Below are 23,446 nucleotides of genomic sequence, written 5' to 3'. Positions count from 1 at the left end.
AGATAAGGAAAGAGGACAGATGAAAATTATAATAAAGGGGTTGATGATTGTCCTTTTGGGGGGCGTTGGTGTTGTTGGGTGTGGGCGTAAAGGATCATTAGAGGCACCTCCTGCAAGTGTGGAAAAGTCTGTGCAGGGGACATCTGCTGCTAAAAGTGAAGATGATAAACCGTTTATTCTTGATCGTTTGATAAAGTAGGAGGAAAATATGAATTTTTTCCCCTACCATCAAGGTATGCTTCATGCTGAAGGGTGCTCGATTGCTGCTCTTGCGCAGGAGGTGGAAACCCCTTTTTATTGTTACTCGGCTAATGCATTGGTTACACGTTTTAAGGACTATCAAAAGGCATTTCAAGGGATGCCCAATCTGATTGCTTATGCGGTTAAAGCCAATTCTAATCAAGCAATTTTACGGCTTTTAGCGGCAAATGAGGCGGGCGCTGATGTGGTCTCAGAAGGTGAATTACGGCGCGCCCTTGCTGTTGGTATTCCGGCACATCGTATTGTTTATTCTGGTGTTGGTAAAACCGTGAGAGAGATAGATTTTGCCCTTGCTCAGAATATTTATTGTTTTAATGTTGAATCAGAACCAGAGCTTGAACAGTTGTCACAACGTGCTGTTGCATTATCAAAGACAGCGCGTGTTTCATTGCGCATTAATCCAGATATTGATGCAAAGACTCATAAGAAAATTACAACAGGAAAATCTGAAAATAAGTTTGGTATTCCATTGGTGTTGGCGAGAGAGGCTTACAAAAAGGCTGTCTCTTTACCTGGATTGCATGTTTGCGGTATCGATATGCATATTGGCAGTCAAATTTGTGATTTAAAGCCGTTTGAGGAGGCATTCCTTCTTATTGCAGATTGTGTGCGTCAATTGTGGAGCGATGGTTATGCAATAACGCATATAGATATTGGTGGTGGGCTTGGTATTGCCTATGGTTGTGAACAACATAGTGTACCCTCTCCTTTTGATTATGCTGCGCTGGTAAAGAAGCATATTGCTCCTTTAGGGATTAATATTGTTATGGAGCCTGGGCGCAGTATTGTGGGTCAAGCTGGTGTGTTGGTAACCTCTGTTCTCTATTTAAAAAAGGGACAAGGGCGAAATTTTGTTATTGTGGATGCGGCGATGAATGACCTGATGCGTCCAACGCTTTATGATGCTTGGCAGAATGTCGTCCTTGTGAAGCAAGCAGTAAAAGACGCTCCTCTTATTCGTGCAGATATTGTGGGTTCCGTTTGTGAGACTGGTGATTATTTAGCATTAGATCGCCATTTGCCGATTTTGGAGTCCGGTGATCTTTTGGCAATTACGCAGGCTGGGGCTTACGGTGCTGTGATGGCAAGTACTTATAATAGTCGACTTTTGATTCCTGAAATTCTCGTTCAAGATACGCGTTATGCGGTTATTCGTCCGCGTCTTGATTATGCACAATTGATGGAATGTGATCATATTCCTAGTTGGATCGAAAATTCTTAAATGTTTTTGGTCTTATTTTTACTAAACTTTGATGAAACAATTTATTTTCTGGAAATTGTCTTATATGGGTTTTATGATCTTAATACATCACGGTAAAAGGGGAAAAATGCTTGTTTATGAAAAATAAAAACATCAGGAGCTTTGAAATAAAGCTTTTGTGTGTGCGCATTTTGATGTGGGGGATTCTTTCATTTGAACGGGTATGGGTACGGTTGTTGCCATTTTTCCTTGTTCTCAGTCTCTTTTGTTCGTTTAGCTGGTTGGGGCTTTTTGGTGTTTTAGGCTATTGGTCCCATTGGCTCTTACTTGGGGTTTTACTTGTTTGTACTGGGGCGAGTTTATTTTTTCTTATTGGTTTTCGGTTTCCTACAATGCGGGAAGTGGATCACCGTCTTGAACGTGTTAATAATCTTAAACACAAGCCTTTGAATGTTCAAAAAGATCACATATGTTCTGAAATTGAAGAAGGTTTTAGTACTGTTATTTGGCGTGAGCATCAACGCCGAATGGCAAAACAATTATACCATTTAAAAACGGGATTTATTTCTCTTAATAGTGCAGCTTATGATCCTTTGGCTTTAAGGGCTTTGTGTGTTCTCCTTTTTGTGTGTGCCTTTAGCTTTTCTTTTGGTTCACGTGGAGGACGTTTGGCTGATGCTTTTGATTTTCGTCCTGTGATTGATGAAAAATTTATGCGGATTGATGCATGGATAACACCACCTGCTTATACCGGCGTGGCACCAATTTATTTAACAAAAGATGAGAAGACACAACTAGAAATTCCTGAAGGGAGTGATGTGGTTGTGCGTGTTGTCAATGGGGCTGGTGTTAAAGTTAAAGCAAAAAATGTAGAAAATGGGCAGAAAGTTTTGTTTTCAGAAAAAATGGAACAAACAGCTTTCAATGATCCAATCGTTCATTTTGAAACCCATTTAGAGCATTCAATGGATTTGTTTATCTCATCACGTCGTAAAAAACAGCAGTGGCATCTGCAGGTGATGAAAGATAAGCAACCAACAATTGATTGGTTGGAAAAACCAGGGCGGATTTTAACGGGATCGTTAGAGTTGCAGTATGTGTTGGATGATGATTATGGTGTGACAAAGGCTTTTGTTGAAATAGAACCTCTTTTTCAGCATAAAAATGCTCCTTCTCTTTATCAAGCACCAGAAATAAAGCTTCTTCTTCCACGGGGTGGAAAAGGCAAAATGCGAACAGTGCATGATGTCTCAGCGCATCCATGGGCGGGTTCGCAAGTCAAAATTACTTTGGTGGCAGAAGATGGTGCGGGGCAGAAAGGGCGTAGTAAAACTTTTGTTATGATATTACCGCAGCGTGTTTTCTCAAATCCTGTTGCGCGTGCGGTTAGTGAATTGCGCCGTTTACTTGCTCTTGATACTGCTGCGAGAGAACGTGTATTGGATATGCTTTCTGCTTTGCTGGTGCGTCCAGAAAAGGGGCTTCAAAATGTAACGCATTTCCTTGTTTTACAGAGTGCGTGGACAAGGCTTTCTTTGGCACAAACAGAAGAGGATTTGCGTGGTGTGGTGGATTATTTATGGCAGATTGCTTTAGGCCTTGAAGGCAATCAGCTTGAATCTGCGCAAAAAAATTTAAAACAAGCACAAGCTGCTTTACGCGATGCACTGCGATATGGTGCTCCACCAGCAGAAATTGAACGGCTTATGGCAGATTTACGTCAAGCTATGGATGCATATATTCAAGCTTTGGCTGAAAAAGAGCCAGATAGTCAAGTTTCTAAAAATTCTAAAAACTCTAAAAGTTCAAAACGCCCTAATCTTTCTGAAGATACATTACAAGAAAAATTGAATCTCATTGAAGAAATGGCTAAAATGGGCTCTTCCTTAGCAGCGGAACAGCTCTTGGCGGAAATTGAACAGACGCTTGACCACTTGCATGTGCAAAAAGGCAATAAAAATGAGGGAGAAAAAAGTCAATCTGCGCAAATGAAAGAAAAGATGGACAAACTTGGTGATTTAATGCGTCGTCAGCAAGAAATTCTCAATGAAACACATCAGTTAGAGATGAAACAAAAACGCGGGGAAAATGTACTGGAAAAACAAAAAAAATCTTTAAAAAAACGTCAGGCTGAATTGCAGTCTGAATTATCAACATTAGAAAAAGAATTGTCAGAACAGGGATTTGAAACAGGCGGTGCATTGAAAAAAGCAGAAGAAAAAATGAATTCTGCAGAAGATGCTCTTGATCATGAAAATCATCAGGCATCTATACAAAATCAGTCTGATGCTTTGGAATCTTTGCGACAAGGTGCCCAAAGTGTTTTGAAAAAAATGCGTGAAACACTTAAAGAAACAGGAAATGCTCAAAACGCTGATTCTGGTCCAAAAGATCCGTTAGGGCGTCCACTTTCTTCACAAACAGATAAAGGACAAGAAGGTGAGGCACTCCCACAAGAAAGTGATCAAATGCGTACGCGGCAAATCTTGGATGAAATTCGCAAACGTTTGGGTAAAGAACATCTTCCAGAAGTAGAAAAAAACTATCTTGAAAGGTTGCTGCATTTTAATTAACAGAATTGTTGGCTTTTTTCTTAATTAAAGCGTTTGTAGTACGATAATCACCTATTGTACGGTTTTTTTTAGGGTCATTTAAGTTTAAAATGTGAAATATTAAAATGTTCACTATTGTGGAGAAAGCGTAGAAGTCCATATAGGTTGAATAGATAGAAACTGTAATATTTTGAAATTTATTTCTACATGGTATGTTGAGTTGGATATCGTTACACTGAAAGATTTTTATGCTTCTGTACTTGGATTGCGTGTGCAAAAGACGCTGTGTGACCAATTGAATTTATGGTGGCCCGATCTTTCGGATAAACGGGTTATGGGGTTGGGTTATGCACCTCCTTATCTTTCTGCATTGTGTGAACGTACTCAACAATGTTTTGCTTTTATGCCAGCAAGACAAGGTGCTTCGTCTTGGCCTTGTGTTGAGAAAGTTGCTACAGCGCTTGTTTTTGAAGAAGATTTGCCGCTTTCTGATGCATCGGTTGATTGTATTTTATTGGTCCATGCCTTGGAATATACAGAGAATTCATTTGAAACGTTGAATGAAATATGGCGTGTTTTAGCTCCCAATGGTCATTTGATTGTCATTGTTCCTAATCGCTCTGGCTTTTGGGCACGTAATACGACCACACCTTTTGGTTACGGTGAACCTTATACTCGACAACAGATTACGCGTTTGTTTGAAAAAACAAATTTTGTCTCTGGGCCAATACAAGAAATTGTCCATTATATGCCCTCTACAGGTTATGTTTCGCGATTGTTCTCATTTTTTTATGAGCCATTTGCACGCCATCTTTTTCCTTATTTTGGTGGTCTCTTAATCTGTCAGGCGCAAAAGCGTATCTATCAGGGATTACTCGTACAGCGTCGTCAGTCACGACGTGTTTTTATTCCTGCTTTATCCCCACAGACAAGAAATATTTTAATTTATAAAGATCATTAATCATTTTGTCACTGACATAAGAACTGCAAATATATGGGCTTCTTTCATTTCAAATTTCCTTCATATTGTATCAAATAAAATCATTTGCTTGTACGTCATAAGCGAGTGGTTCATGTAGATTAAAGTTAGATAAGAAAGGACATGCTTCATATGGACTTGCCTCAAGGATTGTAGGGTTATTACAACATTTTAGAGTAGGTTCAAGGGTATGATGGTGGTGCTGGCTTTCTCTTTTATTAAGCGTAAAAAGAGTGGTGTTTAATGGTTTTCTTTATCGTTAGGATAAATATTTAGCATTTTATAATTCATTATCCTCTCTTTTAAGAAGAGATAAGTAAGGGATGGAGGAAAAATACCTCTCAATTTAGGCTCAAAAATATATGGTAAAGCAGTGAAGGGGAGTGGTATCTTTAAAAGTAATTATAAATATCAACCTTCTAAAGAAGATGGTTATGATAAAGAATGTTGCTAAAAGATAGTATGATTGTTTATATTTGAAACATATTAAAATTTTAAAGAGAGTAAAAGCATATGAAGCAGAAGTTGCTCAATATATCGTGAGGGTGGAAAGCATTTCTATTGTGGATTTTCATGTTGGGATATTTTCAGAATAGTTTTTTGTATTTTGTCATAAGAGTGCTGATAGGGGAAAACTCTATACGGTACCACCCAAATTGCATGTAAGCGTTTTTTCATATCGTTGTTGTTTTAATGCAAAAAAGGCTGAAGATATTAAAATTATTTTTAAAACAATCCATATCAAATTAGAGGTTTAAACGATAACCATTTTGATCGGTCATGAGAATTTGTGCATTGGAGGGATCATTTTCGATTTTCTGTCGTAGACGATAGATATGGGTTTCTAAAGTATGGGTGATAACATTTTCATTATAACCCCAAACTTGTTCTAACAATGTTTCTCGGCTGACAATTTTATCGTTAGCATAATAGAGGCATTTGATAATCGCTGCTTCTTTTTCTGTGAGGTAGATTTTATTGTTGCATTGATCAAGAAGAAGTTTTTGTCTTATTTTAAAAGTATAGGGGCCAATATGAAGGGTTGCATCTTCATTTTGTTCATATTGGCGCAACTGTGCTCGAATTCGCGCTAATAACACCGCAAAGCGAAAGGGTTTTGTCACATAATCATTGGCACCTGTTTCAAGATCTAGGATACTATCGCAGTCTGTATCATCATTCGTTATCATAATAATGGGGGCACGAAATCCTTGGGTGCGTAATTGTTTAATGGCTTTTCGACCTTCAAGATCAGGAAGTTCAAGTCCAAAAATGGTGAGATCAATATTTTCTGCTTGAATTATTTTCATTCCTGCTTCAGCTGTTTTTGCTTGAAAAATTTCGAACTCTTGATGCATCTGCAATTGTTTTACCAAAATGGGGCGTAGATCATCATCTTCAACGATTAAAAGAGTATGGTAGTTCATATTTTTCCTTATAGGCATGTTGATGCACTTATTGGTAAAAGACATTTTCATGAAAAATGAGATTTCATGCAAGAAAAATTAAAAGAGGAAAGTTAAAAAAGAAAGTCTTGAAAAAATAAACTTTTATAATTTCTATGGTTGCTTGCTAAAAAGAAGATATATCTTTCGTGTACAGAATACTTATACATTGATTGGAAGCGTTATTTTATACTTTAGGGTGTTTTTTCCATGGGAGATCATCATCGTTACGTTCATAGAGCAAAAAGCTGGTGCCATTATATTTGAGTTTACTCCCAATATTGCTTATCCTTGGTATTTGAGATTCTTCATCAGAAGTGTGTTTTTATCTACGTAGTCTTTTCTGTTTTTACCAATATGAAAGATATGATTTTGATTGATTCAACCTAAAATAGGTTTGGAAGGAGAGAATTCTATGGTATGAGGGGCTTTCATCTAACATGTGATGCGTTTTTAAGTCTGAAGAGAACTACACAACATTCTAAAAGTACAGATGCACTGTCTAGGAGGCTTTCACGGTCATTTTTGTTGTTTTTTCGGCGTATTTGTATGCGAAGTGGTCGGTTTAGTGCTTGTGGTGTTGTCCACTATAATTGTTGAGTATTCTGAAAGGATGCCTCATGAAGAGAGTGTTTGTGTAATTGGGGAGACCGTCTTGAGAAAGGGCGCAGAATAAAAAAATAACGAGGGAGATTAGCGTGAAAACCCGTAAGGGATGTGTTGCGCTTGTCCTTCTGTGTGATCAAGCACTTTTCCATATGAGTTGATGAATAAAAAATAGTATTTTAAGATAAAAGCATTTCCTTCTTAAGGTTGCCCATCAAACACACTTCTTTCCATTCCTCTTCTGTCACGGGTTGTACTGATAAGCGGCTGGCATTGACCAGCACCATATTTGCTAATTTGGGATTGGCTTTAATTTGTTTTAGTGAAACAGGTGTTGGCATGTCGCAAAGTGCGCGGATATCCACACATTCCCAGCGGGCATCAGAGGTTGTAGAATCAGGGTGTGCTTCAGCACATATTTCTACGATTCCTACAATTTCTAAGCCTTTATTTGAGTGATAAAAAAAGCCTTTATCGCCATATTTCATAGCACGCATATTATTACGGGCTTGATAATTACGGACACCATCCCATTGTTCTCCATCAGCACCTTTTTTCTTTTGCATCTCCCATGACCATTTATGAGGTTCAGATTTAAAAAGCCAATAAGCCATGTGTGTACCTTTTTCATAGACTGTTATACATTTTTATAAGCATTTTACTAATATCATCAATGATGATTTTTAAAATGGCGTAAAGAATGAGCATTATCTGTTTTTTATTCCGAAATAACGTCTCGTAGAGAAATACGCTTCATTGATAATAAAGTATAAAGATACTTTATCCTTTGTTTATTTTTTAGCGGAAAAATACAGTAATGTATCGAGAAATAGACTGAAAACTACTCAACCATGGGGATGTTCAATCATCTTTTCGGCTATGGTTTGAAATGCGCTCACTGTGGAAGCATTGTATTAGAAAAAAATTGGGTAAGAAAATTGATTTTGAAAAGTAATGATAATGGTCGTGAAACAAATAGATGGTCAAAGGCAAAGATATCAAAGGATGGTTTCATATTATATACTTCGGTGGTTTATGGTGTTCTTATTATGTTTATATCGTAAAATACTTTTGTTTAAGGTAGGGTGATATAAGGCAGTTTTCTTTGAAATATCAAGTGTTTTTAGGATATGTGATGAATATTTAAGTTTGTGTATCAAGCTTTTGGTTAAGTGAATCGTGTGAAATGAGAAACAGATGGAATCATTCGCGGGTGGGAAATTGATTCAACAACTATCTGGATTGTTTACAGACCGGATTGAGTGAAAAGCTTTGTTCTTTAAAAAGGTGAGGGAAAGCAATTTTCTTATGCTTTTGTTCCACGGCGTCCCGTCCCGATTAAGGGGGAGGCTTTTTCATCTAAGGGCCAACGTGAGCGAGGGGCGATATCGAGCGGGCTTGTTTCTCCACGTGCGAGCTTTTGTGCACCGGCAAAAGCAATCATTGCTGCATTATCCGTACACAAGGAAAGAGGAGGTGCGATAAATTCAAAACCATGTTGATGAGCAAGTTTTTGCAATGTTAAGCGAAGTGCTTGGTTTGCAGCAACCCCGCCCGCAACAACTAAAGCAGGAGGATGCTTTTCTTGATCATGAGAGAGAGGGTATTGGTTTGTAAAGTGTTGTAAAGCCAACTGAACGCGATCACGCACCGTATCAGTTACAGCGGCTTGAAAACTTGCTGCAATGTCAGCAACATCCATTTCTGTAAGAGGAGCTATCGCTGTTGCGGCTTGTCGAACAGCTGTTTTGAGGCCTGAAAAAGAAAAATCTAACCGTTTTTCACCTTTTAAAGGTCGTGGAAGAGGGATGCGATTTTTATCGCCCAATAAAGCTGCTTTTTCAAGTGCTGGTCCACCAGGATAAGGAAGACCTAAAAGTTTTGCGGTTTTATCAAAAGCTTCTCCTAATGCATCATCAATGGTGGTTCCCAAACGCTGATAGTTTCCTACTCCATGAACAAGGATTGTTTGTGTATGTCCCCCTGAAACTAAAAGTAATAAATAAGGAAACTTGATATTGTGCGTTAATACAGCTGTTAAAGCATGTCCCTCTAAGTGATTTACAGCAATAAATGGTTTTCCAGTGGCAAGAGAGAGTGCTTTTGCGCTCATAACACCTACCAATAACCCTCCTATCAAACCAGGTCCACTGGTGGCTGCAATGCCATCAATATCTTTTAGTTTTGTGTTTGCTTCTGTGAGGGCTTGCAGAATTAAATGATCAAGAACTTCAACATGGGCACGAGCGGCAATTTCAGGAACAACACCGCCGTAAGGCGCATGATGATCAACTTGACTCCAAACAATATTGGAAAGAATTTTGCTATTTGATTTATTGTTGTATTCAATGACAGCTGCTGCCGTTTCATCACAACTTGTTTCTATTCCCAACAGACGCATTTTAAACAAAACCTTATTTGAACCATCTTTCCTGCGTGCGTATCATGAACAGAAAAAGATGCAAAGTATTTCTCTTAAGAATTGATTTTTCTATGAGAGAATGATTTTGCTTGGCACTTTTTTGAATTTTATGGCATTGTTGATTAAAAACTGAAGCTGTATTTTTGAGTATAAAATGAAGATATGTTTTTAAAAACTTGTCTATTAAAGTTTATCATTGTAAATATTCTTGAGAAAAAGGCGTTTTGAAAATTTTTTTATAAAGTTATACACTTTATGAACAGCATGTAAAAAACAGAGATATTTGAGAATAGCTTCATTTTTAAAACTTTTTTCATTTTATTATTTTATCATTAGAGAAAAGTGTGCACAAAAAGTGACAAAAATGGTCGATTCTTCAAAACAAAAAGTTAAATCACATTATGCTGGTACGCGCCGTAAGAAGCCAGTTATTGAACATGAAGCTGTTGCCCATGATTCAGAAGAAAAAATACAAAATTCTGTAGAATCTCATGTCCAAGAAAAACAGAATATGCAAAATCAGGATCAAACTAATTCTCGTACAGGTTGGCTTTGGTTGTCTCTTTCAGGGATTTTAGGGGGACTCATTGCTTTGGGAATTTTTCTGGGGCTTCAATGGGTGGGGTTGTTTTCATCTCCTTTTGTGAACAATTTTGTTGAAGAGAAAAGAATTTTACAGATTGCTGAAGCTGCAAAAGGCCAAAGTGAAGAAACAAGAGAACAATTGGAGCGGGTGCTTCAAGAGATTGATGCGTTAAAAACAGCGTTTTCTTCTGAAGAAAATTCTGTTGTAGGGGAAAAAGTTTTGCAGATTGCTGAAGCTGCAAAAAGCCAAGGTGAAGAAACAAGAGAACAATTGGAGCAGGTATTTCAGGAGATCGATGCGTTAAAAACAGCGTTTTCTTCTTTTTCATCACAACAGTTTCAAACGATGAAAAACGATGAACTCTTGCAAAAAGAAAGCAAAAAAGCTTTTGCGAATTTAGAAGAAAAAGTAAAAGCTCTTGAAGAGGCTGTACAAGCTTTTGTTGGAGAGTTAAAAAAAATAGAAATGGCTTTGTCTGTCGGGCAGAGCAATGCGAGTGATCTTGCTTTATTAAAAAAACAGTTGGAAGCACTACAACAAGAAATTATTGTTAAAAATAATGAAAAAAAAGAAATAAATACAGCTCTTTTTACAGCAATCAGTTCGTTAAAAAATGCTGTAGAACGGGGTGGATCTTATAATAATGAATTAAAGCTGTTAGAGCAATTATCACCTTCGATTGATGGACTTGATGTGTTGCAAAAGACAGCTACTATAGGTCTTCCAAGTTCAGCACAACTCTCTGTTGATTTTGCGCGTGTTGCTGATGCAATTGTTGGTACACAAAATATTGTTACGTCAGATGCTGGTTTTTTTGACCGAATTTTAGCGTGGATAAAAGGGCTTGTTGTTTCGCGACCAATTGGAAATGTTGAAGGGATGACGCTAGGGGCTATTACAGCACGCATGGAAGTTGCCATTCAAGCGGGTGATTATGAAAAAGCTTTGAGCGAATGGCAATCATTACCTCAAAATGCAAAAGATGTTTCAAAGGATTTTGTTCAGCAGCTTGAAAGACATATTGCTGTTCAACAGTTGCTGCAGCAGTTGCTGTTGTCTGTGCAACAAGGGTCTTTTAAGGCAACAAAGATGTAAATAGGCTCCAGATGATACGTGTTTTTATTTATATTTTTGTGGTTTGTGTCCTTGGATTAGCTTTTGGGTGGGTTGCTAATCACAATGGTATTTTTGTCCTCACATTTTTGAATTTCAGATTTTCTGCTTCATTGCTTACAGTGTTAAGTGTGCTGACTTTGCTTTTTGTAATGCTGACGCTTTTGTGGTGGTTATTCTCTTTCTTTTTTTCCATACCGAGTGCTCTTTCCAATTATTTTTATAAACGCCATAGAAAGCGCGGTTATGAAGCTCTCTCAAAGGGGATTCTTGCAACTTTTGCGGGTGATGGTATGATTGCGCAAAAAATGGAAGCACAGGTTGCTAAATATCTTGCAGGAAAAAAAGAGCCATTGGTAAAGCTTTTACAAGCACAAACCTTGTCTTTACAAAATAACTCTGTTCGGGCTATCGGTCTTTTTGAGGAGATGAGAAAGGAAGATTCGACAAAACTGGTTGGACTTTACGGTTTGTTTCGTGAGGCGATGAAGAGTAAAGCTTATGAGGCAGCGCAACAATATGCAGAAGAGGCACTGACTTTATCGCCAGCACTTTTGTGGGCACATCAAGCGGTGCTTGATCGGTTGGGTGCTGAGGGTAAATGGGATCGGGCACTTGCTGTTTTTGAAAGAGCCCAAAAAGCTCTCCCGCGTTCTGTTCGCGCTACTCCAGAGCGCCAGCATATACAGGTTTTACTGTTAAGTGGGCAGGCTCTTCATCTATTTGATACACATCCAGTACAAGCACGTGAAGCTATTTTGAAAGCTCATAAATTAGCGCCTGATTTTGTTCCAATAACAATTATAGCTGCTGATATTCTCTATAAATTAAATGAAACGCGTAAAGCGGATAAAATGATTATAGCCGCTTGGCAGAAAGAACCTCATCCTGATTTGGGAATCCTTTATCTTGAAAAAGAAGAAGGAGCCATTGGACGATTGAAAAGGGCTAAAACACTTGCTTCTTATAATAAAGATACATTTGAGTCGGCTTTCCTTATTGCCAAAGCTGCTTTAGATGCTGGTGAAACGACATTAGCAAGAGAGCAGGCACAAAAAGCATTGCAGTATCATCCACGGGAAAGCGTTTATTTATTATTGGCAGATATTGAAGAAGCACAGGGAAACAATCAAGGTGCTGTGCGTCACTGGCTTTCTTTAGCTCTTCGTGCTGAACGTGATCCAGTATGGATGTGTGAGGGGTCCATTTTTTCTTCTTGGTCAGCTGTTTCTCCAATCAGTGGACGTTTGGGTTGTTTTGAATGGAAAGCGCCTCCCCGTGTACCTTCTCTTACATTAGAGGCGGTCAATATTGTGCCAAAAAAGCAAGATAAAAAGGATGTTGAGGAAAAAACTGAAGAGATTGAGGATAAGAAGCTTGAAGAATCAACACCTATAGACGATTCTTTTTTGCATAATATGCAGGTGGAGAAACAAGATATAAAAGAAAAAGATGCAAAAACATTCAGCCAAATTCGTTTAAACGTTGATGATCCAGGGGTTAAAACAGAAGAAGAAGGCACGTCTTTATCGGGGAAAAAATTTCGTTTATTTTAAATCGCCTCAATAGGGGGGATTGGAATGTCTTCTCAGAAGAAACAATGAATGTAGAAGAAAAAATTTATCGTTAATTTTGTCCAATAAAATTATTCTCTTATGCTTAAAAAATGAGGTTTTGCTCGGTTACAGAGGTGGTTAGTTGAAAAATGTTTTTAAATCAGAGATGTCTTGATAAAAAGCAAAAAAATAGCAAACCAAGGATTGCTGTCGTTATTCATCGGCGCTCTCCCTATACTGGTCGTTTAGGAAAATTTTTACAACAAAATGGTTTTGTTCTTGATGTTTATCGTCCTATTTTTGGACAAAAACTCCCTGATACACTAGAGCATTATGCCGGTGTTGTTATTTTAGGGGGACCAATGAGTGTGAATGATGGTGAAGCCTATATTAGTGAGGAAATTGATTGGATTTCATTATCGCTAAAGGAAAATAAGCCTTTTTTGGGTATTTGTCTTGGAGCACAAATGTTAGCGCGAAATTTAGGGGCGCGCGTTGGTACAAGAAGTGATGGTACTGTTGAAGTGGGCTGGTATCCACTTGAAGTAACCCCACAAGGAAAGGAATTGATGAATTGGCCAGAAATGGTCTATCATTTTCATGATGAAGGGATTTATGATTTACCAAAAGAGGCGATGCTTTTGGCAACAGGGCATACATATCCTACACAAGCTTTCCGCTATGGGAATAATGCATGGGGTTTGCAATTTCATGCTGAATTTACGCGCGCTATGATGCGGCGTTTGGTTGCACGTTCAGCGCATAAATTGACTGAAAAAGGTGCTCAGCCTGCTTGTGCTCATTTAAAAGGGCGTTTAATCTATGATCGAGCTTTAAGCCAATGGTTTGAAGGTGCATTACGGCAGATCTTTTGTACATCGCCAGCACTTGTGTAAGGGTGTGCTTATTTTTAGTGGGCTCATGATCTTCATGTAAAATAAAGCGTCATTTGATTTCAGAGTTAAAGGCTTGGTTTAAAGAGATATCTCTCAAAGCGTATTCAAGAAAATTTTACAGTGCCGACCATGAATAGTATAATAATAAAGCTCCCATGGAATAATATAAAATCTATAGAGCACTGCAATCTTTATACTTGTGAAGGAGTAAGGTAGCGATCACGTACTTTTCCAGCTTTTAATATTGCGACAGCTCTTGGTCTTTCTCGACAATTGATGAAAAGGTATTTTTGTTCTTTCTTGTACCGTTTTACCTCTACGTCAGCTCCGCTTTTGGCGTGTAAGAAAATGGTTTCTGATTAATTCAACCTGAAATAGGTTTGAAATGAGAAAATCTTACGATATTCGGAACTCTCAATTCAATATAAAAAAAACAGTGAGTTATCATTGTAAATCAATACCTTGCTATTGTCATTCTTATTGTACTGTAAAGTAATGTTGTTTAAGGCTAAAGATGGACAGTGCATGTAAAGCTTTACATATAAGGTATTTTTTGTTAAAAGGTGTAAAGGGTTTTCTTAAGAATTTTTTGCTTCTTGAGTGTATGGAATGCTGTACTTTAGGACGGTGAATTATGACCTCCATAATGTGATCAGCAGATAAAGCCAGTGAGATTAAGAAGCGGGGTTGTTTGTGAACTTGGTGAATGTTTAAGAAACTTTATCCTTTTTAGGGTGGGGTGAAAATCAAAAGATAAAGAAAGTTTTAAAGTTGTCTACGTCCTCTCAAATACCATCATCACAAAAAAGTTTTTCTTTGCGCTATTTATTATGTGGACTGTTTTGTCTTGCTCTGATCCTCATTTATAGCGCTTTCTGGTTTTTTTTTCACATAAAATAGAAAATTATGTTTCTGATATATCCACAAAAGCATCTTCCGGTAATATGACCGTGGTGTGTGAGAATGTGCGCAAGAATGGTTATCCTTTGCGTATCGGTGTTATTTGTGACAAATTTCAATTTTCTTGGCCTTTATACGAGGTTTCTTTATCGACGGGGCGTTTGACGGCTGGTGCACCAATTTATGCTCCTCATTTGGTCGAGTTTAATGTTGATTCTCCTGCATCAATTATTTTCTCTGGTGAAACTTCCATAGTATCCCATTGGCGTAAGTTGGTGATTGAAACAGAGCCTTATTCGAAAAAAAGTCAGACATTGAAGTTGATCGCTGAAGGGCTTGAATTCTCTCCTCTTGAGGATAAAAAACTTCAAGAAGCATTGGGATCAAAAGCGACAGACAAAAAGGAAACACAACAAAATGTTGAAGACCCAGCATTGTTGCAAGATACTCCTGATGGGGTTTCACAGCCATTGGAGCCAAAAGATGTCTCTCAAAAAATAACGGCAGAATTTTTGCGTCTTGATTTTAAACGAGAAAAGAATCATTTCTCAGGAAATATGACTTTTGATGGTTTTGATGTTTCTCAAATTTTTATATCCTCTTCTGTTGAAATTCCGAAAATTGATGGCAATTTGGAATGGATTTTAAATGATGCTTCTCTTCTTTCTGAAAATGAAGGAAAAAATTGGAAACAGCGTCTGTATGGGAAAAGTGGTATTTTAAAGCATGGTAAATTGACTTTTCATACAGGTGGTGGGGTACATATTAGTGGACCTTTTTCTTTTGATGATGAAGGATATTTGTCAGCAACATTTGAACTTGTTTGTATACAGCACGTGAAGTTTCTTGAGGTTTTGCAACATCTGTTTCCTGAAGAAGCGGATAATTTTCAAGCGTTATTTTTTATTTTGAGTACACTCCCTAAAAATGCAGATGGCTCTCCCGTTCTTCCCTTAACGATTAGCCATGGCTGGGTAAGCTTAGGATTTTTAAAGCTTGGTCGTCTTGATCCACTTTAGGTTTGAGAAGAAATTAGTAAGAGCATCTGTAATGGTGAGGTATTGTTTTATAAAAAGTGTTCATTGTTTTACATGTTGAATGAGATCTTGAATATCGTAAGATTCTCCCATTTCGATCCTATTTATATTTGAATCAAACAAAATCTTCCTTTGCACATCACAAATGGGGAAAGCCATATAGATCTCTGATCAAGAAAGGGCATAAGATGCTTCTTATGAGCCGTTTTAATAGTTTAAAGGTATTGCACACATAGAGGCTGGGAAAGTGTGTGATGGATGCTACTTTACTTCTTCACAAGTGTAAAAGTGGTGGTGCTCTATAGATTTTATATTATTCCATAGGGGCTTTATCATTATACTATTCATGGTCAACACCGTGAAATGTGCTTGGTGAGCTTTGAGAGATGTCTCTTTAAAACAAGCTTATAAACATGCTATGCAATGGATTTTGTTTGGGGCGCTTTGTTTTACATGAAAGTCATGTTTCTCTTAAAGAACGTGATAAACAAAAGCGTGAGGCAATCAAAAGTCTCCATTATAAAAAAATATTGCTCTAGATATTTTTGAAATCTGTAAAGCTGAATTAAAAAAAATGATGCTAAGGATGGGAACAGATTTATACCTTTGAAACTTCATATTTTCCCTCAATTAGCTTGTCTACCTGTTTTAGAGGTTACGCAAATAGAGATACGCATTTTCTCTGCTCCAGTTTAGCATATAAAAGCTGATACAGCTCGTAAAGCACTGAATCTTTTAATATTTGTTTAAAACATGCTACTGCATTAGGATTGAATGTTGGTTTGCACGCAATAGAAAAAGAACGCACTCTCTTAGGAAAAAGTAGACTTTTAAAACAAGGTGAATTGTTTTTTACATAGGTGGTAGGATGCGTATTAGTGGACTTTTTTTATGAGAAAAAAAGCATATTGCGTATATCTTTTTGGGTAATCTCTAAAACAGGTAAAAAGTCTAGCTGGAGGGGGATATGAAGTCATAAAGGTGAAAATCGACGTTCATTTTACGGTTATTTTTTAATTTGATTATACGCTTTCCAAAACTATTTACAGCCATGTCTTTTAAATAATGGATGATGCGTGCTCTCTTATTTTCTTGCTCTTTAATGGAATCATGTTTTCTACGTAAAATGTATTTGATCACATATTCCTGCATTGTTAAAAAAATATTTCTAGTGCTTCCTATTTTATAATGCCCCGGAAATGGTATAATGATAAGGCTATTAAGCACTAGCATCTTTATACTTATGGAGACACAAGTCAGCAGCATCATACGATTACTATTTGTCAGCTCGTGTGTGGTTGTGACAAGCTCTTAAGCCATTGAGACGGTTCATAAGAAGCATTTTAGCTCCTTCTTTATCAGTAATCTATATGGTTTTCCCCATGCGCAACATACAAGGGGGAGAGGATTTTGATTGTTTTAATATAAACAGATTTGAAATGAGAGAAACTTGAGATACTGCAGTTCTCTTTTAATAGGTCAAATGATAAAGTTATGATTGTAAATCAAGGTATTATATTTTTATGATGAAGGATATTTAATAGCAGAATTTGAATTTGTTTTTGGTTCAATCCATAGGGATTCTTGACATTCTGTAGCGTTTATTGCGTGCGCAAGCTTAATAATCTTTAAGCGTTATTTTAGGGGATGCTTTATCTAAAAATGCGGGAGAGTGCCTCCGTTTTCTCTTTGCTGATTGTAGCCTGCCAGAAAACTTTATGTATTTTGACTTAACTTTGTACTAATTCATTTTATTTTTAAATGATTTTTTAGGGGCTCTCCAAGGGGCTTGAAAGAGCTTTCAAAGCCTATCACCCTTTTTGCTATTAAATTTCGATTTTTGCCATTTTTATCATTTTTTCGAAACGCGTATTTAATGGTAAGAAACAGTAAAAAAACAATAAGTTATTACGTATTCCTATCTAATTTTACGTGGTATAAAATCTACTGTCAAACGACATTGGTCATGGATGGAGAGAACAGGGATAAAATCTTAGTCGTTTTGTCTTGCTTTTAAATCTGAATGTTGATGTTTTTACGTTGAGAAATTAATTGTTTAAGTCTATTCATGTTATCGTTTTGAAATTGTTACAAGTAATTCTGTTGTGATAAGGAGCAGTATTTTTATTTTGGGTGCTGTATCTCAAAACGAATACTTCCGCTCCATCTTTACTGATTTGCTCTGGTGGGATGGAACGGAAATTTTTAAACTGGTCGTTTTATATTCATTTTAAGTTTGAAAGCCAGTATTTTGCAGTTGAGAAATCAACCCTGCTGCAAAAGTAAAACGAGAAATATTGAGATCATTTTCAATAAGGGCGCTAATACGGTTTGTGACATCGTGAATATGATCTTCTTCTGTTTTTTTCCAAGTGGTAAAAGGATCCTCTTTTTTTCCATAATTTTTAAGAATCTTAATGACGATTTTCCGTAAGCTTTCGGAAATACTTTCTTTGGCTTGGTTTAAAGCCATACTGTCATAATAATCTACTACAGGAATGATACGACTTGCTTCGTTAATTCGATTTATACGAATGATTTGCGCAAGTGAGAAATAGATCCCTGCGGTTTTAATAAGATCGCTGTTACTTTGTTTTGCAATTAAAGAAATGTCACAGATGATTGGAGCAGCTTCCAAGAGAGCTAATTGTTTTGCTAATGTTTTTGGAGCTCCTTCTTCACCGTAGTGTCGTGCTTTTTCTTCAATCTTTTGCTTAACATCGTTATCGTGAGAATGCATAAGCTCTTTTTCAATAACATTACGGGCTTGTTTTATTGTTTTTACAATTTCTTCTAATGGACGCGAGATGTCCATATTGTGTAACCCCCAATTTGTTGTTTCAAAGAGCATTGGGGTCATTGCTGCGTAGAGTTTGTTTTGGACAAGACCAGGTATTTTATTATCAAGCTTATCAATTTGATCAGACAGGTGAGGAATTTCAAAACCATCACGGATAGCAATAAAAACGCGAATAATATTTTCAGTCTTTTGTTCTGTTGCATCGTGGAGTTGCTTAACAAAAGTGGGACCTCCACGATTGACAATATCGTTGGCAATTAGTGTTGCAATAATATTACGACGCAATTGGTGGTTAATGACTTCCTTTTCAAAATTTTCTTGAATTTGGGTTGGAAAATAATTCAGTAAGGCTGCGTTGAAATAGTGATCATCAACAATGGGGCTATGAGCAATTTCTTCTTTGAGCGTTAATTTAGCATAGGCAAAAATAACGGCAAGCTCTGGACGGATAAGACCTTTGCCTTGGGTTATTCTTTGCCGTAAAATTTGCTCATCAGGGAGCATTTCAACTCTGCGATCTAAAAGCTTTTTTTGTTCCAAATCGTGCATAAAGCGTATTTGATAGGGTAAATCAGTTGTGCTTTGGCTTTCTGCTAAAGAAAGAGCAAGGGGTTGTAGATAATTGTTGCGTAAGACGAGTTGTTCGACTTGAGGAGTCATTTTTTTCAAGAGTTTATTGCGTTCTTCGCGGGTGAGTGTTTTAGCACGAAGTGCTGATGCAAGAACAATTTTGAGATTCACCTCAATATCAGAACAATTCACACCGGCAGAATTGTCAATCGCATCCGTATTGCAGCGACCACCATTTGAGATATATTCAATCCGTCCACGCTGCGTAACACCAAGATTAGCTCCTTCGCCAATAATTTTTGCACGTACTTGTTCTCCGGTAATACGTATTGCGTCATTTGCACGATCACCTACTTGGGTATCACTTTCTGTTGTGGCGCGGATGTAAGTCCCAATGCCACCAAACCATAAAAGATCAACAGGGGCTTTGAGAAGAGCAGAGATAATTTCAAAGGGGGTTCCTGTTTGTTTTTCGAAACCAATGGCCTCTGCTGCTTCAGGGGAGAGCGTAATGGTTTTTTCTTTTCGTGAGAAAATACCGCCACCCTTTGATAATTTGCTTTGGTCGTAATCCTGCCAGCTTGAGCGAGGTAATTTGAAAAGACGTGCACGCTCTGCATAGCTTTCCTCTATGTTCGGATCTGGATCAATAAAGATATCGCGGTGATCAAAAGCGGCAACCAATTTTGTTTGTTTGGAAAGGAGCATTCCATTGCCAAAGACATCACCAGACATGTCGCCAACACCGACACAGGTAAAGGGCGTTGTTTGAATATCCTGATTAAATGATTCTCGGAAATGTCTCTTGACGGCTTCCCATGCACCTTTTGCTGTAATTCCAATTTCTTTGTGGTCATAACCTGCTGAGCCACCAGAGGCAAAAGCATCATCGAGCCAAAAATGGTTTGCTTGGCTGATGGCGTTGGCTGTGTCAGAAAAGGTTGCTGTTCCTTTGTCGGCTGCGACAACAAAATAGGGGTCAGGGTCATCATGACAAATGACATTGTGGGGCGCACTTACTTTGCCGTTAACTAGATTGTCTGTGATGGAGAGTAAAGCTGTTATAAAGTCCGTATAAGCTTGTCGTGCTGCTTCTATGATAACAGCACGATCACTTGTTTGAGGAAGGCGATGAGGATAAAATCCCCCCTTTGCCCCTGCGGGAACGATAACTGCATTTTTAACTTGTTGGGCTTTGACTAAGCTAAGAACTTCAGTGCGATAATCGAGTGCGCGGTCAGACCACCGAATTCCGCCACGAGCGATAGGTCCAAAACGCAAATGGACTCCTTCAACTTCCGGTCCATAAACAAAAATTTCTCGATAAGGGCGTGGTTCAGGCAAACCTTCAATTTGGCGCGGATTTAATTTGGTAGCTAAAATACGCCTTGGACTGCCATCGCTAAGAGGTGTAAAGGCATTTGTTCTTAAACTCGCATCGATAAGGTTACAATACCGGCGCAAGATAAGATCATCATCTAAGCCAGTTACTTTCCGTAATTTTTCTTCAATGCGCTTTTGAATAATCTGTTGGTTTTTCCCCCGTTCCTTTTCTGTATGGCTTTGATGAAATTTTAAATGAAATAAAGCATAAAGCTCTTTGGTAATGTCAGGATAAGCATTTAAAGTTTGGGCGACGCGGTCTTGCGAGTAAGGAATTCCAGCTTGTTGAAGATAGCGTCCGTAATGGCGCAGAATAACAATTTCATGCCAATCAAGCTCAGCCGTTTGGGTGAGCGCATTAAAGGCGTCATTATCAGCATCTTGTGCCCAAATGGCTTCAAAAGTTTCAGCAAGCTTTTGGCCGTCTTTTTCAAAATCCAGACAGATTTGGAAAGTACTCTCTAGTTGCATATCATGAAGATATACAGATTGCCCGTTGCCATCTGGTAATTCAAGGGTTTGTTCAGCAATAACACGAAACCCCATATTTTCAAGCAGTGGGACGCGTTTGGAAAGAGCAAGTGCTTCATGGCGGTGAAAAAGACGAAGAGAAATGTTCTGTTTTTCTTTGTTTTGCGCGTGATAAAAGGTTACGAAAAGGGGGTTATTATCATGAAGACTGAGAATATGTCCGGCATCTTTAATGGCATCTTCCGCTGAGAATAAATCACGATAGCTGTTGGGAAATTTACTGGCGAGGCGGGTTTGTGGTTCTGTTGTTTTATGGGTAAGAGCGATGGCCTGAACGCTATCTTCCCAACTTCGTGCAATTGAACGGACATGTTGTTCAAGTGTGGCGCGCTCGTGAAGTGGAACAGTTTCGCTTACTTTGCGATGGATAATGTAATAGACACGGATGAGAGTACTTTCCAAAAATAGCGGATAGGATTCAAAAAAGTCGCCTTTGTAAAGTTCAACAAAATGTTCGCCAACTTTTTCACGGAGGCTGCTACTGTAATGGTCACGTGGTACATAGACAAGGATAGAAACAAAGCGTCCAAAAGAATCAGTGTGGACAAGTACCCGCAAACGTGGACGTTCGTCGAGTTGCAGGATAAGTTTGGCATTTTCTGTTAGTGTATCAACATCAACACGAAACATTTCATCTCTTGGATAGGTTTCTAAAACACTGATAAGGGCTTTTCCTGAATAATCAGCGTGATTATGTCCAAGGCGTTGAATGATGGTTTGGGCTTTTTCTTTTAAGAAAGGAATTTGCAAAATAGAGCGCGTATAAGCTGAAGAGGTAAAAAGTCCTACAATGCGTAATTCTCCACAGAGCTGGTCTTCTTTATCAAAGATTTTAAGACCAATATAATCGAGCCAAACAGAACGGTGAATTTTGGAGCGGCTGTTCGCTTTTGTTACAATAAACAGGTTATCACTTTCCATAAAAGATAAGACTTCCTGGGGTGGTTCTTTCATACTTTCATCGTCAACAATATGAATGGAAGAATCTGCGAGTATACCAAGTTCAACGTTACTTGCTGTGAAGGATTTTATAGGTTTCTGATCTTTAATGAAATTGTAAGTGCGCATGCCAAGGAAGATGAAATTATCATCTGTGAGCCAGTGAAGAAATTCAATAGCCCTTTCGCCTTCTTGTTTGTAACGTGAGGGAAGGCTTGTTTGATAGGCATGAATATGCTTTTCAACTTCTTCAAGCATAGGTTTCCAGTCTTGTACAGCAGCATTAACTTGCTTAAGAACTAAGGTAAGTTCATTTTCAAGTTTTTGTATCTGCTGTTTGTTTAAAGACTCAATATGAATTTGCATCAGACTGATGCGTCTTCCAGAAGCACTATCAAGAATAGGGTGTGCAATCAAATAAATATGGTTTTTGTGTTGATTGACGAGATTTAAAATAGAATCGAGAAGAAAGGGTTTGTTATCATTGACAAGAGTGATAACAGTTATAGGTCTGTTATTGCGGGTCAAGTTCTGTTCAAAGCAGATAGTATTTTTTCCTGCCTGATGGAGATTAAAAGCGTTTACTGCGATGGCTGCGGCTTTTTGAAGTTCTTTATTTTCGTAATAAGCAATATCTTCTTTATCAGTTTGAGCAAAAAGGATTTCTTCTATTTTGTCTGGTGTGTTTTTTGTTTCTATTGTTTTTTGTTGTAACACATTTATTCTCCCTTTTGTTCTTAGAGGCCTTTTCTCGTCTTCACATTAAAAGAAGACCACTATAATTTTCTGTACTGTAACACTTTCTTCCTAAAGAAAATAGCTCTTTATTTGAAAAGAATGACTTTGTTTTTGCTCTTTTTTAGTAATAATTTGCATTTTAAAGAAATATTTTGCATCACCAAAAGGGACTTTTTAGTATTTTTGTATGGTAATAGTTTATTTTTCTAAATATACGAAATGAAAGTAAAGAAAGAATTAGAAGTAAAGAGAGTATGACCCGTTTACCAGAAAGACTTTTAAGTGGTTACCAAAATTTTATAAATAATCATTTTTTATATAAAACAGCACATTATCAGCAATTGGCGATTGAGGGACAGAAACCCGAAGTTTTGGTTATTGCTTGTTGTGATTCGCGTGCTGTTCCAGAAATGATTTTTGATGCTAAACCTGGGGAAATTTTTACTCTGCGCAATGTAGCAAATGTGGTTCCTCCTTTTTCTCCTGATAATCAATATCATGCAACATCAGCGGCTCTTGAATATGCTGTACAATTGCTTGAGGTAAAACATATTGTTGTTTTTGGGCATGCCCATTGTGGAGGCGTTCTTACGGCTCTTAGGGGGACGTGTAAATCTTTATCGTCAAATGATTTTATTGGTCAATGGATTAGTCTTTTAGCGCCAGCCGCAGAAATCGTTTTGAATAATAAGTCGCTGTCTTGGCCAGAAAAACAAATGGCTTTAGAGCAGCTTTCTATTCGACATTCTTTGAGAAATTTAGAGACGTTTCCGTGGATAAAGTTCCGAAAAGATCAAGGCATTTTAACATTGCATGGGGTTTGGTTTGATATCTCTAGCGGGAAATTATGGAATATGGAACAGGAAACAGGGTGCTTTATGTGTGTTGAAGTTAAAAGTTTTGAAGTGTAATATTTGCTGTTTTTATTTCT

13 protein-coding genes and 1 pseudogene are annotated in these 23,446 nt (G+C 37.7%); 10 read left to right on the top strand and 4 right to left on the bottom strand.

Features of this window, described 5'->3' with window-relative positions:
* Positions 1-19: 19 nt before the first annotated feature.
* From lptM to D1092_RS08405, 4 genes are all read left to right on the top strand, one after another.
* Positions 20-199 carry an LPS translocon maturation chaperone LptM gene (gene lptM / locus D1092_RS08420; RefSeq protein ID WP_120122719.1) on the top strand — a complete coding sequence of 60 codons (180 nt, stop codon included), beginning with the start codon at positions 20-22 and terminating at the stop codon, positions 197-199.
* A 9-nt stretch (positions 200-208) separates the two neighbouring features.
* Positions 209-1,483 carry a diaminopimelate decarboxylase gene (gene lysA / locus D1092_RS08415; RefSeq protein ID WP_120121461.1) on the top strand — a complete coding sequence of 425 codons (1,275 nt, stop codon included), beginning with the start codon at positions 209-211 and terminating at the stop codon, positions 1,481-1,483.
* Positions 1,484-1,599: 116 nt separating this feature from the next.
* Positions 1,600-4,035: a TIGR02302 family protein gene (locus D1092_RS08410; RefSeq protein ID WP_120121460.1), complete on the top strand. Its 2,436-nt coding sequence runs from the start codon at positions 1,600-1,602 to the stop codon at positions 4,033-4,035.
* Between the two features lie 169 nt (positions 4,036-4,204).
* Positions 4,205-4,975 (top strand): class I SAM-dependent methyltransferase, encoded by a 771-nt coding sequence (locus D1092_RS08405; protein WP_120121458.1) that lies wholly within the window; start codon positions 4,205-4,207, stop codon positions 4,973-4,975.
* 764 nt (positions 4,976-5,739) lie between these two features.
* On the opposite strand, the gene D1092_RS08400 is transcribed toward D1092_RS08405, so the two are convergent.
* The 3 genes from D1092_RS08400 to tsaD form a co-directional block, all read right to left on the bottom strand.
* Positions 5,740-6,420, bottom strand: coding sequence for a response regulator transcription factor (locus tag D1092_RS08400; RefSeq protein ID WP_120121456.1), 681 nt, complete (start codon positions 6,418-6,420; stop codon positions 5,740-5,742).
* Positions 6,421-7,223: 803 nt separating this feature from the next.
* Positions 7,224-7,658: an EVE domain-containing protein gene (locus D1092_RS08395; RefSeq protein ID WP_120121455.1), complete on the bottom strand. Its 435-nt coding sequence runs from the start codon at positions 7,656-7,658 to the stop codon at positions 7,224-7,226.
* Positions 7,659-8,350: 692 nt separating this feature from the next.
* Complete coding sequence (gene tsaD / locus D1092_RS08390; RefSeq protein ID WP_120121451.1) at positions 8,351-9,445, bottom strand: tRNA (adenosine(37)-N6)-threonylcarbamoyltransferase complex transferase subunit TsaD; 1,095 nt, start codon at positions 9,443-9,445, stop codon at positions 8,351-8,353.
* A gap of 385 nt (positions 9,446-9,830) precedes the next feature.
* On the opposite strand from tsaD, the gene D1092_RS08385 reads away from it, so the two are divergent.
* The 5 genes and pseudogenes from D1092_RS08385 to D1092_RS09970 form a co-directional block, all read left to right on the top strand.
* Positions 9,831-11,147, top strand: coding sequence for a COG4223 family protein (locus D1092_RS08385; RefSeq protein ID WP_120121449.1), 1,317 nt, complete (start codon positions 9,831-9,833; stop codon positions 11,145-11,147).
* Positions 11,148-11,158: 11 nt separating this feature from the next.
* On the top strand, positions 11,159-12,721 hold the full coding sequence (locus D1092_RS08380; RefSeq protein ID WP_120121448.1) for a heme biosynthesis protein HemY: 1,563 nt from the start codon (positions 11,159-11,161) through the stop codon (positions 12,719-12,721).
* A 149-nt stretch (positions 12,722-12,870) separates the two neighbouring features.
* Entirely contained in the window at positions 12,871-13,617 is a 747-nt protein-coding gene (locus tag D1092_RS08375; RefSeq protein WP_120121446.1) for a glutamine amidotransferase, read from the top strand.
* 944 nt (positions 13,618-14,561) lie between these two features.
* Complete coding sequence (locus tag D1092_RS08370) at positions 14,562-15,536, top strand: DUF2125 domain-containing protein (protein ID WP_174767373.1); 975 nt, start codon at positions 14,562-14,564, stop codon at positions 15,534-15,536.
* Positions 15,537-15,917: 381 nt separating this feature from the next.
* Positions 15,918-16,381: pseudogene (locus tag D1092_RS09970) on the top strand (integrase); the annotation flags it as partial.
* Between the two features lie 1,403 nt (positions 16,382-17,784).
* Here D1092_RS09970 and D1092_RS08360 read toward each other — a convergent pair.
* On the bottom strand, positions 17,785-22,494 hold the full coding sequence (locus tag D1092_RS08360; protein ID WP_120121445.1) for an NAD-glutamate dehydrogenase: 4,710 nt from the start codon (positions 22,492-22,494) through the stop codon (positions 17,785-17,787).
* 275 nt (positions 22,495-22,769) lie between these two features.
* Here D1092_RS08360 and D1092_RS08355 point away from each other — a divergent pair, with 275 nt between their 5' ends.
* Complete coding sequence (locus tag D1092_RS08355) at positions 22,770-23,426, top strand: carbonic anhydrase (protein ID WP_120121443.1); 657 nt, start codon at positions 22,770-22,772, stop codon at positions 23,424-23,426.
* Positions 23,427-23,446: the final 20 nt, after the last annotated feature.

Origin of the sequence: Bartonella krasnovii (genome assembly GCF_003606345.3) — a bacterium.
In the GTDB taxonomy this organism is placed as follows: Bacteria; Pseudomonadota; Alphaproteobacteria; order Rhizobiales; family Rhizobiaceae; genus Bartonella; species Bartonella krasnovii.
The sequence above is the reverse complement of the archived record's forward strand: the minus strand, read 5'-3'. Positions and strand labels throughout refer to the sequence as shown.